A 14,738-nucleotide genomic window follows, 5' to 3' on the forward strand; every position below is an offset into this window, starting at 1 on the left:
TGTGCCGATTGCATCCCTTTGGCGCCCACACGTTATTGCGAAGAGGTAACCCCTTCGGACGCTGGCTGTTTGAACTGATGGTCGAACAACTGGCGGAACACCCCGTCCTTCTCGATCAGGGTTTCAAGATTGCCTTCTTCAAGAACTTCGCCTTCCTGAATGACGACGATCTTGTCTGCCTCAAGCACGGTCGACAATCGGTGGGCAATGACAATCGTGGTCACATTCTCGGTCAGCCGGTCCAAAGCCTTTTTCACAAGCGTCTCGGATTCCGCGTCAAGAGCACTGGTGGCCTCGTCCAGCAACAGAATTTCCGATTTGCGCAGAATTGCGCGTGCGATTGCGAGACGCTGTTTTTGCCCACCGGACAAAAACGCACCATTCTCTCCGACTGGCGTATCGTAGCCATATTCCAGCTTGCTGATGAAATCATGGGCATGGGCGGCGCGGGCGGCCTCCATCACTTCTTCATCGGTGGCGTCCGGGCGCGCATATCTCAGGTTATCCATAACCGAGGACGAAAACAAAAATGTTTCCTGGCCGACATAGGAAATCTTCTGGCGCAGTGAAGCAAAACTCACGCCCTGCAAGTCCTGATCATCGATCTCAACAGTTCCGGAATCGGGATCATAGAAACGCATGATCAGACCGAAGATCGTTGATTTACCACCACCGGATTGACCGACCAGAGCCGTCGTCTTGCCGGCCTCGAATGTCAGGTTCATATTCGAAAGGACCGGTGTGTCTCCTTTGTACCCAAACGTCAGGTCCTTGAGACGGATTTCACCCGCCCCCGTGACCAGGGTTTTGGCGTCGGGGCTTTCCCGCATCTGATCTTCTTCGTCCAGAAGCTCGAACATCATGTTGATCGGAACCAGGGTGGTTTCGATGATAACACGCATTTTCGACAGGCGTTTAGCGGGCTCGTAAGCCATCAGCAACGCTGTGATAAAGGACATCAGCTGACCTGCCGAAGTTGGTTCGCTGTTTCCGATGCCGATGGTGCTAATCACCAGAATACCCGCAATCGCAAAACCTGCCAGAAGTTCCATCAACGGGCTGGCGATCGACTGCAGCTTGGAAATCGAGTTTGCACGTTCCTCGACCGTCCGGATGGCCCCGTTCATGCGATTCGCCATGTGGTCTTCAAGGGCAAAGACTTTGATGATCGTGATCCCGCCAGACGTTTCCTGCAGAACCTTGATGATTTCAGACAGTGCCATCATCTCGGATTGCATGATCGCTTTCACGCGTTTCAGCAACATGCGAACGCTGATCAACGCAACCGGGCCGACGACGAAAAATAGCACCGAAAGCATCGGTTGCTGGTAAATCATGACGAATATCAGACCGATCAAAGTCAGCAGGTCACGCACAAAGCTTGTCACGACGACATCAACCAGCCGCCTAGCCGCCTGCGCACCCTGCGTCACGCGTAGCAACAGGCCCGAGGATTCGTTTCTTGAGAAAAAACCGACCCCGCGTTTGATCAGCTTTGCGTAAAGGCGCTCTTGCTGAACAGCAATGATGCGGTTGCCGGCGCGCGCCAGAAAGACTGCCTGAATGTACGACGCAAGCGCCTTGCCAAGAAACAGCCCTATCACGGCGGCGGCAATCAGCCCGACCTTGGATCGCATCTCCGGCTCGGTCATCGCGTTAACGATGTTTTCCATCATCCACGCGGTACCCGCCGTTGTTCCGGCGACACCGACCATGGCCACCATCGCGATCCCGTACAGCCAGCCCTGATTCCTGAGGCTTTCGAACAGCAGGCGGCCAATATTACCGGATTTCCATTTGGCCCAGGTTTTTTTGATCATTCTATTCTCCAAAACCCTCAGCGGTTCCGATGCCTGACTGCGTCATGGTCTTACCCCGACCCCAAACCACACCATTGCGGCAACGGTCGGACGCGGTGCTGTTAGTTATGCGCGACTGCGCCAAGAATCCATAGGCAGCGCGCAGATATTGGGGCCGATGTGTCCCGGTTGACATCCGAAGCAACCTTTTTCGGTTTGGTTTGCATGTAACAATATGTAATTGCTTGTCTATTTCATAAGTGTGACAACGATAACAACAGTCGCACCAGATATTGATCGGCGTTTTATCGCCACTCGACATCCCCCAGGAAAATATATCCCGCCCCATAGATCGTCTTGATAAGGCGCGGATTTTTGGGATCTTCGCCCAGTTTTGTCCGCAGCCGGGATATACGCACATCCATCGCCCGGTCGAAACTGCCACCTGCGGCACCGCCCAGTGCTTCCTGCATCTGCGCCCGGCTGATCAGGCGTTTGGGGCTTTCCAGAAACAGCCGCAAAACCTCGCCTTCCGCATGGCTGAATGGTGTTTCCGCGCCGCTGCCGTCCTCCAGCACATAGCGGTCAAAATGTGCGATCCAGCCATTGAAACGCGCCACATCCGATTGCGACACCTGCGTGCGCGGGGACCGCAACCTGGCCCGGATGCGCGCCACGACCTCGGCAGGGTCGAACGGTTTGGTTATATAGTCATCGGCTCCAAGTTCCAGCCCGGTGACGCGATCCTGCACCTGCGCCCGGCCCGAAATGATGATCACCGCCGCCCCTTGTTCCAGCGCCAACCGATGGACAAGCGCCAGACCGTCGGTATCGGGCAGGGAAAGATCGACCAGGCACACATCCGGTGTCACGCGTTTCAGTGCGGCTTCGAATTCCCGAGCTCGGGCGAAGCACTGGGTGCGAAACCCCGCCTCTTCCAGCGCATCGGTCAGAACACGCCGGATTTCAGGTTCATCATCAACAATAGTGACCAGCGGTTGTGTCATCAGGCGGCCTCGGTTCTGATCAGGGCGGACAGTTGCGCCCGGGTAAACGGTTTGCTCAGCACCGGGGCCAGCGTCAGCGCCTGCCGGTGCAGCGGATCGGAATAAGGCAAAGAGGTCATCAGAATGCACGGCAGCGCGGGTTTCAGCTGCGCCAACAAATCCAGCCCGGTCCCCTGCCCCTCCAGCCGAATGTCCGACAGCACAAACACGATATCGTCGATATCCGCCGTCAGCGCCAGGGCTTCATCGACCGAGGTCGCTTCGATCACCGAAAACCCGAGGTCGACCAGCATATCCCGAAACTGCCCGCGCAGCTCGTCATTGTCTTCGACCAGAAGGACAAGGCCCTCTTGTTTCGGTGGGGCGGGGCGAAAGGGCAAACGCATGGCCACGGTCGCGCCCGAAGGGGTATTGCGCAGATTCAGGTCTCCACCCGCAAGTTTGACGGTGTCGTAGACCATGGGCAGCCCCAGCCCGGATCCCTTACTGCCTTTGGTGGTAAAGAACGGGTTCAGCGCCTTTTCCAACCCTTCCTCGGAAAAGCCCGAGCCGGTGTCCGAAACCGCGACCTCGATCCAGATATCGCCAATCTTATGGGCGCTGATGGTGATCTGACCCGACCCGCCGCAAGCATCGCGCGCGTTCAACACCAGATTCAGCAGAGCATCCTGAACCATGCCCGGATCCAGCATCAGCGCCTCGTCGGGCAGTGTGTTCACCACCGACAACCCCACGCCACGCGGCAGGGAGGGCGAGGCCAGAATACGCAGGTCCTCGAGCAATCCGCGCATATCGGTCGCTTTCGGCTGAAAGGTGCGGTTTCCAGTCATATCCGCGATCCTGTTCAGCAACTGCCCCCCTCGCCGGGCCGTTTGCTGGGTGGCGGCCACCAGTTCCCGCGCCTCGGCGGACAGGTCCATCTTTTCCAGCCGGGACTGCATTCCCAGAATGATCGTCAACAGGTTTGAAAAATCATGCGCCAGCCCGCTGGTCATCTGCGCCGCCATGGCCCGGCGCCGGGTTTGTTGAAGGGCGACGCGCGCCTGGGTTTCTTCGGTGATATCGACCGACATCACATAGACGCCGCCTTCGCCATCCGGAGAAAACGACACGCGGATGCGGCGGGAATCCTGATCTTCGGTAAACTCGAACACCGAGGCTTCGCCGCCATAGGCCTTTTGCAGATGGGGTTCGACACGCGGGAAGGCCGCAGCTCCCAAAGCCTGAGAAACATGCATACCCAGAATCTCTGACGGGCGGCCCGGCATGACCGAGCTGAGCCGGCGGTTCGAATAATCGTACCGCCCATCCGGGTCGAGATGCGCAATATGGGCCGGCATCATTTCGGTCGTCATGCGCGTACGGGCTTCGATTTCGGTCAGCTGGCGCTTGGCCTCTTCCAACGCGGCATTGGTAGCGGCCAGTTTACGGTTGGTCGCTGAAAGCTCTTCGGCGCGGTCCAACAACTGATCCGATAATTCCTCGGACCGGGCGCGCAGCAGTGCCTCGGCCTGTTTGGTGTTGGTGATATCGGTGTAGACCGAAACCCAGCCACCTTTGGGCAGCGGCGCCCCTTCGACCGAAATCACCCGCCCGTCGGCCCGGACACGTTCCATATAGTGCGGCTCAAACGTCAGCGCCTGTTGGACCCGCAAATCCACGATGGCCTCGACATCTGCGTCGGTACCGTATTCGCCACGCGCCGCCAGATAGCGGATCGTGTCCCGGAACCGCGCCCCTGGCTGGACCAGCTCATCCGGCAAATCGAACATCGCCTGAAACGGCCGGTTGCTTACAACCAGCCGCAACTGACTGTCATAAATCGACAATGCCTGCCCGATCAGGTTCAGACCGGCGGTCGTCATCTCTTTTATGTGCTGTTCGGTAATGTCCAAACTTACCCTCTCCGTAACACATGCGTAACACCGGATTTGTCACAGGTGTAGAGGGCACAGACGCGACAGATTGGGATCGGCTGTTGTCGCCGCGGTTCAATACCGGGGTTTCGATTTCGGCCCTTCGGCGGTGATCGAATGCAGCGACAACGTATGATCCATGTTCCGCATCCGGTGCCGTAGCATCATCCGCCCCAGACGTGCCAAATCTGCGGCATAGTCGGGGTTTTCCGCCACGTTCTCCATTTCGCCTTTACCCTGTTGATCGAACAAAAGCGGCGGCAGGTCGGCGGCGAACTCGACCAGAGTGAACCGCTCGTCCCGCAGGATACCCAGACACGAGTCGCTGTTGCCCGTACCCAGCTGCTGTTGCCACAAGCTGGGTTTTTCGGGGGCCGAGAAATCCAACTCGCTGAACGAATAGCTGCGCCAATCCTCGGGGACCTCTCCTTGCAGCAACGGCATCAGGGACCGCCCGTCCATCGCGTTCGGAATAGGCAAACCGGTCCAGTCCAGTATCGTCGGGGTGATGTCGATGGACTCTGTCGGCACTGTCACCACGGTTCCTGCATGATGCTGGTTGCCGGGCATCCGGATCATCAACGGCGTATGATAGGCCGCGTCATAAACTGTCATCTTGCCCCAGGTGTGGTGATCGCCCAGCATCTCTCCGTGGTCGGCGGTGATCACCACAAGGGTATCGTCATATTGACCGCTGTCCTTGAGAAACTGGATGACACGACCAACATGATGATCCACCTCGGTCGCCAGTCCCAGATAGACCGAGCGTAACATCCGAACGTTTTCGGGTGTCGGGTCCAAGGTATCGAACCCTTCGACGAAATCCTTCGCCGACTGTTTTTCCATCGCCGGGCCAAAGAAGGGATGCATCGCGCGTTCGTCGGCTATATCTGCAAACCCGGCTGGCAGAGGCAAAGCACTGGGATCATACATGTCATTGTAGGGCGCCGGGGCAACCAGAGGCGGATGCGGCCGGATATAGGTCAGATGCGCAAACCAGCTCTGATCCTTGAACGGCGCCATGCTGCTGAGGAACGCGTCGGTCAGAAAGGCGGTGTCGCTGTCCTCGGCCCGGTACAAGGTCGGGCCGTTCAGACGCGGGGCACCACCATTTGGCGAAACCGGCTTGTATACGTCCCAATACTCGTCGAACGCGTACCCCTTTTGCATCAGATAGGACCGCCAGGGATAGGATTCCTCCAGCCGCATTTCGATGACCTCGTGAAACCCGGCCATCGGGTTTTCATAGGATTTCAGGATCGGATCACCCGGATCGAAAACTCGTGGATCGGCCGAGGTATCGGTGTAGCCGTACAACATGGGCAGGTAACCGGCCTTGCGCATCTCGGTCGCGATATTCGGCGTGTCGTGCCGCAACGGCGTACCGTTGCGAATTGACCGGTGGTTCATCGCATACTGCCCCGTCAGGATCGAAGCACGCGACGGCCCGCAAGGGTTGGTAACTGAAAAGTGCCGATCAAACGTTACGGCCTCAGCCATGAACGCGCGCAAGTTGGGCAGATCGACATGGGCCGCAAGGGCCCCATTCAGGCAATCCGCCCGCAACTGATCGATGATGACGAACAGGACATTTCCGGGTTTCTTCATTTGACCTAACCTGATTCCACCGAGGCGTTTCAGATGTGATCTTTGTCGCGGTTCGCCCCTTCCGCAACCACTTCGTGACGTTGGGTTTTGATCAGGCGTAAAAAACTGAACTTAAACGAAAAGCAGAGTTGATGCGCGCAATCCGCTGCTCTGACGCCCGGTCGATCCGAAATTGTCACACTGCTGCTATTGTGCGGCAACAATTCCCGGTGGTGCGCAGAAATCCGTTGCAGCGCTACCCGGTTTCACATCTCATACGGCCATGACGCAGCCCATGATACATTCGGACCCTGACGCCGACGGCGTCTGCCTGCGTATTTCGGGCGAAATGCTGACCCAGTCTCTGGAAAAGGTGGAACAGGCGTTTGCTGCGGTGCAGCCTCAGGGTCGCAAGGTCACATTTGATCTGTCCAATGTCGAGGCGCTGGACACTGGTGGGGCATGGCTGATCGCAAATCTGGCGCGGCGCGTGCGCGCCGTCGGGGCCGAGGTCAGGTATGAAGGGCTGAGCCCTGCGCATTCCGCCCTGCTGGATACCGTGGCTGAAAACATACCCGACGATCCGGGGATCGAGACCGAGCCCCGCAGCTTTGTCGACTGGGTCGCCAGCATTGGCGAACGTACGGTCGGGGCGTGGAAAGACTCGCTTTCGATGCTGGGTTTCCTGGGGCTGACGCTGCATCGCCTTGTCCGGACCATCGTCATGCCCTGGCGTCTGCGCCGCGCGGCGCTGGTGTCACAGATGGAAGAGGTCGGATTCAAGGCGATCCCGATTGTGGCTTTGATGGGGTTTCTGATCGGTGTCGTGCTGGCCTTTCAGGGGGCAACTCAGCTGAAACAGTTCGGGGCCGAGATTTTTGTCGTCGAGCTGATCTCGATCTCGGTTCTGCGTGAGTTGGGCATCCTGCTGACGGCCATCATTGTCGCGGGTCGGTCCGGGTCGGCCTTCACCGCCTCGATCGGCTCGATGAAGGTGCAGGAAGAGATCGACGCCATGCGCACGCTGGGTCTGGACCCGATCGAAGTGTTGGTCATTCCGCGGGTCGTCGCCCTGTTGATCATGCTGCCGATCCTTGGCTTCATTTCCGATATGGCCGCCCTGTTCGGCGGCGGTTTGATGAGCTGGATCGATCTGGACATCAGCCCCGGCATGTTCGTGACCCGATTGAAGGAAAGCACCGGTATCTGGCATTTTGCCATCGGCATGATCAAAGCCCCGTTCTTTGCGCTGGTGATCGGGGTTATCGCCTGCTGGCAGGCAATGCAGGTCAAGGGATCAGCCCAGAGCGTCGGCCAGAGAACGACCGCATCCGTGGTGCAGGCCATCTTCATGGTCATCGCGCTGGACGCGCTGTTCTCGATCTTCTTTTCGGCGTTGGATGTCTGATATGGACGGAACCGTGCTGGAACAGACCTCGGACACCAACGCCCAGCGAGAGGCAGTGATCCGCGTGCGCAACCTGACCAATCGGTTCGGACCACAGGTCGTGCATGAAAACCTCAATCTGGATGTCTGGCGCGGCGAGGTGCTGGGCATCGTTGGCGGCTCGGGTACCGGCAAATCGGTGCTGCTGCGAACGATTGTCGGGCTGAACAAACCCGCCGCCGGCAGTATCGAGGTGCTGGGCGTCGACGTGCTGAATGGCCCGGAACAGGAACGTCGTCGCATTGAAAAACGCTGGGGTGTTGCGTTTCAGGATGGCGCGCTGTTTTCCTCGCTGACTGTCCTGCAAAACGTCATGGCGCCGCTGCGCGAACATACCGGGATCAGCGAAAAGCTGATGCAGGCCCTAGGCAGCCTGAAGATCAGCCTTGTTGGCCTGCCGCAACTGAGCTGTGGCAAGTTTCCCTCGGAACTGTCCGGCGGGATGCGCAAACGCGCAGCGCTGGCCCGCGCTTTGGCGCTGGACCCCGAGATCGTGTTTCTGGACGAACCCACCGCCGGGTTGGACCCGATCGGGGCTGCGGCCTATGACGAGTTGATCGGAGAATTGCAGCACGCGCTGGGGCTGACGGTGTTCATGGTCACGCATGATCTGGACAGCCTTTACGCGATTTGCGACCGCATCGCGGTTCTTGCGGAAAAACGCGTTCTGGTTGAAGGTCCGATTGAAGAAATGACCAAAGTCGATCATCCTTGGGTGCAGGAATACTTCACCGGCCCCCGGGCGCGCGCAGCGCAAGAGAAGGGGTAGGACAGGTAGAGGCCATGGAAACCCGAGCGAACTATATCCTGATCGGCGCCTTCACCCTTGCGGGGATCCTTGGCGCATTTGGCTTTTTCCTGTGGCTCGCCAAATTCGAAGTCTCACGGCAATACGCCTATTACGACGTGCTGTTCGACAATGTCTCGGGCCTGTCGGCTGCGGGCGGCGTCAGCTATAACGGCCTGCCGGTCGGGCAGGTGATCTCGCTGCAACTGGACGATGAGGACCCGTCCAAGGTGCGGGTCAAGCTGGAGGTCGACGCCGATATCCCGGTGACCGATGATACAATCGCACAGCTGCAATCCCTGGGCGTGACGGGCGTCAGCTATGTCGAACTGACCGGCGGATCGGCCAGCGGCACCAAATTGCCGGAAAACAGCGTGATCAAAAGCAAGCGCAGCGCGATCCAATCGCTGTTCGAAGGCGCGCCGAAAGTGCTGGATGAGGCGGTCACGTTGCTGGAAAACCTCAATGCCGTGGTCGATGACAAGAACCGAAAGTCGGTCAGCGACATTCTGGACAACGTCGCCTCGGCGTCGGGCAAGCTGAACAAGACGCTCACGGATTTTGAGAACCTGTCAACGGATCTGGGCGGCGCGGCCAAGAAGCTTGGCGATTTCACGGATCGGCTGGACAAGTTGGCGGATACCGCCGAAAGCACTCTGAACGCAGGCACAGACACGCTGAACAGCGTGAAAACAGCATCGGAATCCGCAACGGACGCACTGGACAGCGCCAAAACCACTATCGAATCCGCCGACCGCGTCATTCAGCAAGATATCCGTCCGCTCATCGAGCGGGTGACGACATTGGCCGAAAACCTGAACGGCCTGTCGGGTGAGGCTGACGTTGCCCTGGCGACGATCTCGGAAACGTTCCTGAACGCCAACAAGACCCTGGGGTCGATCACCGGCACGATGGAGACCGCAAAAGGCACTCTGACCTCGGCGGAACGCGCCTTCGACTCGGCCAACAAGGTCATAAACGAAGACATCGGCACGGTAATGAATGACATCCGCACGGCCGCCAACGAAGTGTCCTCGACCGTCAAGAACGTCACCAAGCGGCTCGACGATATCTCGGCCGATATCCTCAGCGCCTCCCAATCCGCCTCGGAGCTGTTGGGCACCATCGACGGCATCGTGCAGGCCAACCGCCGCCAACTGTCGGACTTTCTGCGGGTCGGCCTGCCCCAATTCACGCGTTTTGTCGAAGAGTCACAGCGTCTGGTCATCAGCCTGGACCGGCTGGTGGACAAGGTCGAACGTGACCCCGCGCGCTTCCTACTTGGAACCCAGGCATCGGAGTTTCGTCAATGATCAGGTTTCTTCTTTTGGGTCTTGCCCTTGTGTCGTTGGGGGGATGCACGGGTTTGGAGACGCTCCGGCAAGCTTCCAAGCCTAATGACCTGTATCTGCTGACGCCCAAAAGCACGTTTTCTGCGTCCTTGCCGCGTGTTCAGAGGCAGATCGTGGTGCAGGAGCCGACGGCCACCGCAGCGGTCAACACCGATCAGATCGCCATCCAACCCACGCCGTTACAGGTTCAGTACCTGCCGCGCGCACGCTGGGTGGACCGGGCCCCGCTGATCGTGCAGGCACTGCTGGTCGAAAGCTATGAAAACAGTGGCAAAGTCGCCGCAGTTGGCCGATCCACTGTTGGCCTACGTGCGGATTACGTCATCGTGCCCGACCTGCGGGAATTTCAAGGGATAGTGATCAATGATGTTGACGGCAAACAAACCATCCGGGTGGAAGTGCGTATCAACATCAAGATCATCGACGAGTTCGAAGACAAGATCATCGCTTCGGACTCGTTTCAGGAATACGTGATCGCGGCCAGCGATCAGACACCGGATCTGGTTAAGGCTTTTGACGAAGCTCTGGGCAAGACCATGCGGGATGCGGTGGAATGGAGCGTGCGCAAGATCAACACCCACACCGCCAACACTCCGCGACAGTTCTAGGACCCGGAGAACTGGGCGCCGACGGATGCCAGCACCCAGAAGCCAGTGTTATCGCGCCAGCGTTTCGGCCAGGCGCATCAGTGTGATAGCCTCGGCCCGGTAGCCGAACGGGTCCTGACCCTTGGCGCCAATGGCCAAAGCGATTGCATCTTCATACGACCAACCGCCCAGATATTCCCCGCCACGCAGCAACTGGCCAAACCCTGCGATGGCATATGAGAACCGGACATCCTCGGTCGACTGTCCCTGCCCCGGCAGGATCGGTTCTTCAATCAACTGGCTTTCGGACGCGCCGGGCTGTTTGTAGCGCAACTTGAAGAACCCGATCTCGTCTGACCCATCGGAAGCCGATTGTTCGGCATAGCGCAGCGGACCATTTCGGATTGCATCCGAGCCCACGGGCGTCACCTCGTAGATTGCCGTCACCGTATGGCCAGCGCCGATATCCCCTGCATCCACCTTGTCGTTCGAAAAATCCTCGCGCCGCAGGGCACGGGTTTCATATCCGATCAGACGATATTCGGCGATTTGCGCCGGGTTGAATTCGACCTGAATTTTTACGTCATTTGCAATCGGAAACAGGGCGCCGGTCAGCTGATCGACCAGCACTTTGCGCGCCTCGCCCAGCGTATCGATATAGGCCGCCTGCCCGTTGCCGTTCTGCGCCAGCGCCTGCATGGTCGCGTCGTCCAGATTGCCGCGGCCAAAACCCAGAACGCTCAGGAAGGTGCCGCTGTCTCGTTTGCGGGCGATGAAGTCTTTCAAGGCGTCGGGGTCCGACAGGCCGACATTGAAATCCCCATCGGTGGCCAGAATGACGCGGGTCACCTCTCCGTCCTCGGCCATTCCTTCGGCTACCTGATAGGCTTGTTGCAGCCCGGCCTGCCCAGCCGTCGAGCCACCGGCCTGTAACTGATCCAGCGCCGTCAGGATATTGGTTTTCTCCGACGCCGCCGTCGGCTCCAGCACCTGCCCCGCGCTACCCGCGTATGTGACGATCGAGACCTGATCCTCGGGCCGCAGTTCCGACAGCAATAGGCGGAAGGACTGTTTCAGCAATGGCAGCTTGTTCGCATCCTGCATCGACCCCGAGGTATCGATCAGAAAGACGAGGTTCAGAGGCGGGCGATCCTCGACCTGCGGAAGCGCCCCCTGAATGCCGATATGGACCAGTTGCGTGCCCTCGTTCCACGGCGTTGGAGAAACGGTAATGGTCGGGCGGAACGGTGCATCCCCTTTGGGCGCGGGATAGCTGTAGGGGAAATAGTTCACCATCTCTTCCACCCGCACCGCGTCTTTCGGCGGCAACTGGCCGCGCAGCAACGAGGACCGGACAATCGAGTATGAGGCCGTATCGACGTCAATCGAGAAGGTCGATACCGGTTCGTCCGCTGTAACTTTCAACGGGTTGTTTTCGGCATTGGCAAAGGCTTCGGTGTTCTGTTCGGGTACAATATGAAGATCACTTTGAACGGGTGCCGGCGCCATTGAGGCTGTGCCGCCGAACCAGTCCGCACCCTCCCTAAGCTCGGTTGTAGCACCCAAACCTGTGGTTGCCCGTTTGCTTAAAACGCGGGGGCGCGTTGAAGACGGCATAGCTTCTTCAAGCACCATTGGTTCCTCAACAATCGAGTCCGGCAGGGCATCCTGCAATAGGCTGTGTTCAACCGCAGCCTCCTGATCTGTTTCCACTGTTTGAACCGGCACTTCAGCCCGTCGGTTTTCGGTCCAAGATGTGGGGTTCACCACGTAATCGCGGGTCTGCGGCAGGATCACGACCAGAGCCACAGCAGCGATTGCGGTTGTCGCGGTCAGAGCACCGCGATGCGAGAGGGCATTCAACATGGATTTCGCTCCTTCTGTCATGCGGGCCATCAGGCCTCGCTTGACAGTCGGACGCATGTCGGCGCGCGATCCTTGGACGCGGGCGAAAACTTTTTGCGCCTGTTGCAGATTTTCAGCCCGCCGCTGCGCATCAGGTGCGGGGGTGGCGGCATCTATCAGGGTTTTGAGGTCTTCAAGATCGTCTGTCATGGGGCCAGCTCCTCTTGCCGCAGGGCGCGCAGGCGCTTGCGGATATCCGACATGCGCCAGGACACCGTGCCCTCGGACACGCCCAGCACTTCGGCGGCTTCGGCATGGGTCATTTCGTCTTCCAGCGTCAGGGCCAGCGTGTCCTGCAAATCCTGCGGCAGGGATCGCATGGCCCGTTGCAGCCAATCGACAGCTTCGGCGGTTTCCGCAGCTTCGGCCCGCCGCATCTGTTCCACATCACCCCACCCCGCAGCAGCGCGGCTGTGGCTGGCCCGACGACGGCGCGCGTCTTCGGCGGCATTGACGACAACCCGGTACAGCCAGGTGGTGAATTTGGCCTGTGCCCGGAACCCGGCAATTTTAGCCGGTAAAGCAGCACAGATATCCTGCGTCAGGTCCTCGGCCTGATCGGCCCGCCCGGTGAGGCGAAAGGACAGGCGAAAAACCCGATCATAATGCCGCGCCAACAGGGCAGCGAACGCGTCAGCGTCGCCTTTTGCGGCGGCTTTGGCCAGATCCTCATCCGATGTTGTCATGCGCATCACGATGGGTAAGACGGATCGGAAAGGTCAATCCTTGGCGGCAGGACGAAAAAAATCAGAAATGATCCGCCGAGGCCATTTTCCAGTCCTTTGCAAACTCATCCGGGATCGCGTCCGTCAACAGAACACCTTCGTCGATGAACGTGTAGAGATCGGCATAGGACCATTCCCGTTCATCCGCCGTACGGCGGCGAATATCGCCCGGATGCAAGTCCAAGACCTTTTCCTTGCCCATGGCACCCAGAAGTTCGCGAAAGCTCTCCAATGTGGCGTCGTGGAAACGATGAACCCGTTTGCGTTTTTGCGGCACGTGTACCGCGCGTCCACGGATCGGGTCCTGCGTTGCCACGCCCGAAGGGCAGCGGTTGGTGTTGCAATGCAACGCCTGAATGCAGCCCACCGCGAACATCATCGCCCGCGCGGCGTTGCACATATCGGCCCCAAGCGCGAATTTTTCGACCATGTCATAGCCGGTGGCCACCTTGCCCGAACAGATGATCCGAATCTTGTCGCGCAGGCCCACGCCGCGCAGGCAGTTGTTGGCGAAGATCAGCGCCTCGTTCAGCGGCATCCCCAGACGGTTGGTGAATTCGACCGGTGCCGCGCCGGTGCCGCCCTCGGCGCCGTCGATTGTGATGAAATCGGGCAGAATGCCGGTTTCCAACATCGCCTTGCAGATCGCCATGAACTCGGACGGCCTGCCGATACACAGCTTGAACCCAATGGGTTTGCCGTCCGACATCTCTCGTAGATGTTGCACGAAATGCAACAAGCCGGTCGGCCCCTCAAAGGCCGAGTGGATGGGCGGAGAGATGACATCCTGATGCTCGGGCACGCCACGGATTTCCGCGATTTCCTTGTCGACCTTGGCGGCTGGCAGCACCCCGCCATGAGACGGCTTTGCACCCTGAGACAGCTTGATCTCAATCGCTTTGACCACATCCTTCTTGGCCTTTTCAGCGAACAGGTCCTTGTCGAACCCTCCTTCCGGCGTACGACACCCGAAATACCCGGTGCCAATCTGCCAGATGATATCGCCACCTTCGGCCAGATGGTGCGGGGACAGGCCCCCCTCACCCGTGTTATGCGCAAAACCGCCGTCCTTAGCCCCGCCGTTCAGTGCCCGGATCGCATTGGCGCTGAGCGCACCGAAGCTCATGGCCGACACGTTAAGACGCGAGGCGCTGTAGGGTTTGGTGCATTGCGGACCTCCCAGCATGATCCGCTCTTCGCTTTCCGGAACCTCTTTGGGCGCAAGCGAGTGATTGGCGCGGTGATATCCCACAGTCAGGATATCGTATTGCGTGCCGAAGGCCTGCGTATCCACCTGCCCTTTGGCCCGCGAATAGACCAGGCTTCGAATGATCCGGTTGTAAGGGCGCCCGCTTTCGTTGGTCTCCACGAAATACTGCCGGATTTCCGGGCTGACGAATTCCAGCATGTACCGGAAATGGCCCAGAACCGGGTAGTTGTTCAGTACGTTGTGCTTGGTGGTCAGCATGTCGTACAGGCCGATCACCGCATAAGGGACCAGAATGACCAGCAACCAATGGGCCGGTGGCCAGAAAAACCCCCACAGCAAGGTCAGGGGAAGGCACACATAGCTCAGGACATAATAGAGTCTGCGTACAATCATTTCGTGCTCTCCCAAAGTGCTGC

Annotated in this window: 11 protein-coding genes; 4 read left to right on the forward strand and 7 right to left on the reverse strand. The window is 58.9% G+C overall.

The window, feature by feature from the left end; all coding sequences use genetic code 11:
- Positions 1-32: 32 nt before the first annotated feature.
- The 4 genes from ACR0NT_RS10375 to ACR0NT_RS10390 form a co-directional block, all read right to left on the reverse strand.
- On the reverse strand, positions 33-1,820 hold the full coding sequence (locus ACR0NT_RS10375) for an ABC transporter ATP-binding protein (protein ID WP_170446809.1): 1,788 nt from the start codon (positions 1,818-1,820) through the stop codon (positions 33-35).
- A gap of 284 nt (positions 1,821-2,104) precedes the next feature.
- The gene (locus ACR0NT_RS10380; protein ID WP_170673975.1) at positions 2,105-2,806 is read right to left on the reverse strand and encodes a response regulator transcription factor; all 702 of its coding nucleotides are present in this window, start codon (positions 2,804-2,806) and stop codon (positions 2,105-2,107) included.
- Positions 2,806-4,701, reverse strand: coding sequence for a PAS-domain containing protein (locus ACR0NT_RS10385; RefSeq protein WP_170446805.1), 1,896 nt, complete (start codon positions 4,699-4,701; stop codon positions 2,806-2,808). The genes ACR0NT_RS10380 and ACR0NT_RS10385 overlap by 1 nt, the downstream gene beginning before the upstream one ends.
- Before the next feature lie 96 nt (positions 4,702-4,797).
- Positions 4,798-6,330 carry an alkaline phosphatase family protein gene (locus ACR0NT_RS10390; protein ID WP_170446803.1) on the reverse strand — a complete coding sequence of 511 codons (1,533 nt, stop codon included), beginning with the start codon at positions 6,328-6,330 and terminating at the stop codon, positions 4,798-4,800.
- A 274-nt stretch (positions 6,331-6,604) separates the two neighbouring features.
- Between ACR0NT_RS10390 and ACR0NT_RS10395 the strand changes: the two genes are divergently transcribed.
- The 4 genes from ACR0NT_RS10395 to ACR0NT_RS10410 are packed head-to-tail and all read left to right on the forward strand — an operon-like array spanning position 6,605 to position 10,503.
- Positions 6,605-7,717, forward strand: coding sequence for an ABC transporter permease (locus tag ACR0NT_RS10395; protein WP_480443029.1), 1,113 nt, complete (start codon positions 6,605-6,607; stop codon positions 7,715-7,717).
- Position 7,718: 1 nt separating this feature from the next.
- On the forward strand, positions 7,719-8,525 hold the full coding sequence (locus ACR0NT_RS10400; RefSeq protein WP_170673969.1) for an ATP-binding cassette domain-containing protein: 807 nt from the start codon (positions 7,719-7,721) through the stop codon (positions 8,523-8,525).
- A gap of 14 nt (positions 8,526-8,539) precedes the next feature.
- Entirely contained in the window at positions 8,540-9,856 is a 1,317-nt protein-coding gene (locus tag ACR0NT_RS10405; protein WP_170446797.1) for an MlaD family protein, read from the forward strand.
- On the forward strand, positions 9,853-10,503 hold the full coding sequence (locus ACR0NT_RS10410; protein WP_170446794.1) for an ABC-type transport auxiliary lipoprotein family protein: 651 nt from the start codon (positions 9,853-9,855) through the stop codon (positions 10,501-10,503). The genes ACR0NT_RS10405 and ACR0NT_RS10410 overlap by 4 nt, the downstream gene beginning before the upstream one ends.
- A gap of 48 nt (positions 10,504-10,551) precedes the next feature.
- Here the strand turns inward: ACR0NT_RS10410 and ACR0NT_RS10415 are convergent, their stop codons facing one another.
- From ACR0NT_RS10415 to ACR0NT_RS10425, 3 genes are all read right to left on the reverse strand, one after another.
- Positions 10,552-12,537, reverse strand: coding sequence for a VWA domain-containing protein (locus tag ACR0NT_RS10415; RefSeq protein ID WP_170446792.1), 1,986 nt, complete (start codon positions 12,535-12,537; stop codon positions 10,552-10,554).
- Positions 12,534-13,073: an RNA polymerase sigma factor gene (locus ACR0NT_RS10420; protein WP_170446791.1), complete on the reverse strand. Its 540-nt coding sequence runs from the start codon at positions 13,071-13,073 to the stop codon at positions 12,534-12,536. Before ACR0NT_RS10420 ends, ACR0NT_RS10415 begins: the two co-directional genes overlap by 4 nt.
- A gap of 61 nt (positions 13,074-13,134) precedes the next feature.
- Positions 13,135-14,715 carry an FMN-binding glutamate synthase family protein gene (locus tag ACR0NT_RS10425; protein WP_170446789.1) on the reverse strand — a complete coding sequence of 527 codons (1,581 nt, stop codon included), beginning with the start codon at positions 14,713-14,715 and terminating at the stop codon, positions 13,135-13,137.
- Between the last annotated feature and the right edge of the window lie 23 nt (positions 14,716-14,738).

The sequence above is a fragment of the Ruegeria sp. AB10 genome (assembly GCF_056542745.1).

Bases quoted from the DNA above. Each gene is read 5' to 3' on its own strand.
- ACR0NT_RS10375 (WP_170446809.1), bottom strand. From the start codon at position 1,820: ATGATCAAAAAAACCTGGGCCAAATGGAAATCCGGTAATATTGGCCGC.
- ACR0NT_RS10380 (WP_170673975.1), bottom strand. From the start codon at position 2,806: ATGACACAACCGCTGGTCACTATTGTTGATGATGAACCTGAAATCCGG.
- ACR0NT_RS10390 (WP_170446803.1), bottom strand. From the start codon at position 6,330: ATGAAGAAACCCGGAAATGTCCTGTTCGTCATCATCGATCAGTTGCGG.
- ACR0NT_RS10395 (WP_480443029.1), top strand. From the start codon at position 6,605: ATGATACATTCGGACCCTGACGCCGACGGCGTCTGCCTGCGTATTTCG.
- ACR0NT_RS10400 (WP_170673969.1), top strand. From the start codon at position 7,719: ATGGACGGAACCGTGCTGGAACAGACCTCGGACACCAACGCCCAGCGA.
- ACR0NT_RS10405 (WP_170446797.1), top strand. From the start codon at position 8,540: ATGGAAACCCGAGCGAACTATATCCTGATCGGCGCCTTCACCCTTGCG.
- ACR0NT_RS10410 (WP_170446794.1), top strand. From the start codon at position 9,853: ATGATCAGGTTTCTTCTTTTGGGTCTTGCCCTTGTGTCGTTGGGGGGA.
- ACR0NT_RS10415 (WP_170446792.1), bottom strand. From the start codon at position 12,537: ATGACAGACGATCTTGAAGACCTCAAAACCCTGATAGATGCCGCCACC.
- ACR0NT_RS10420 (WP_170446791.1), bottom strand. From the start codon at position 13,073: ATGACAACATCGGATGAGGATCTGGCCAAAGCCGCCGCAAAAGGCGAC.
- ACR0NT_RS10425 (WP_170446789.1), bottom strand. From the start codon at position 14,715: ATGATTGTACGCAGACTCTATTATGTCCTGAGCTATGTGTGCCTTCCC.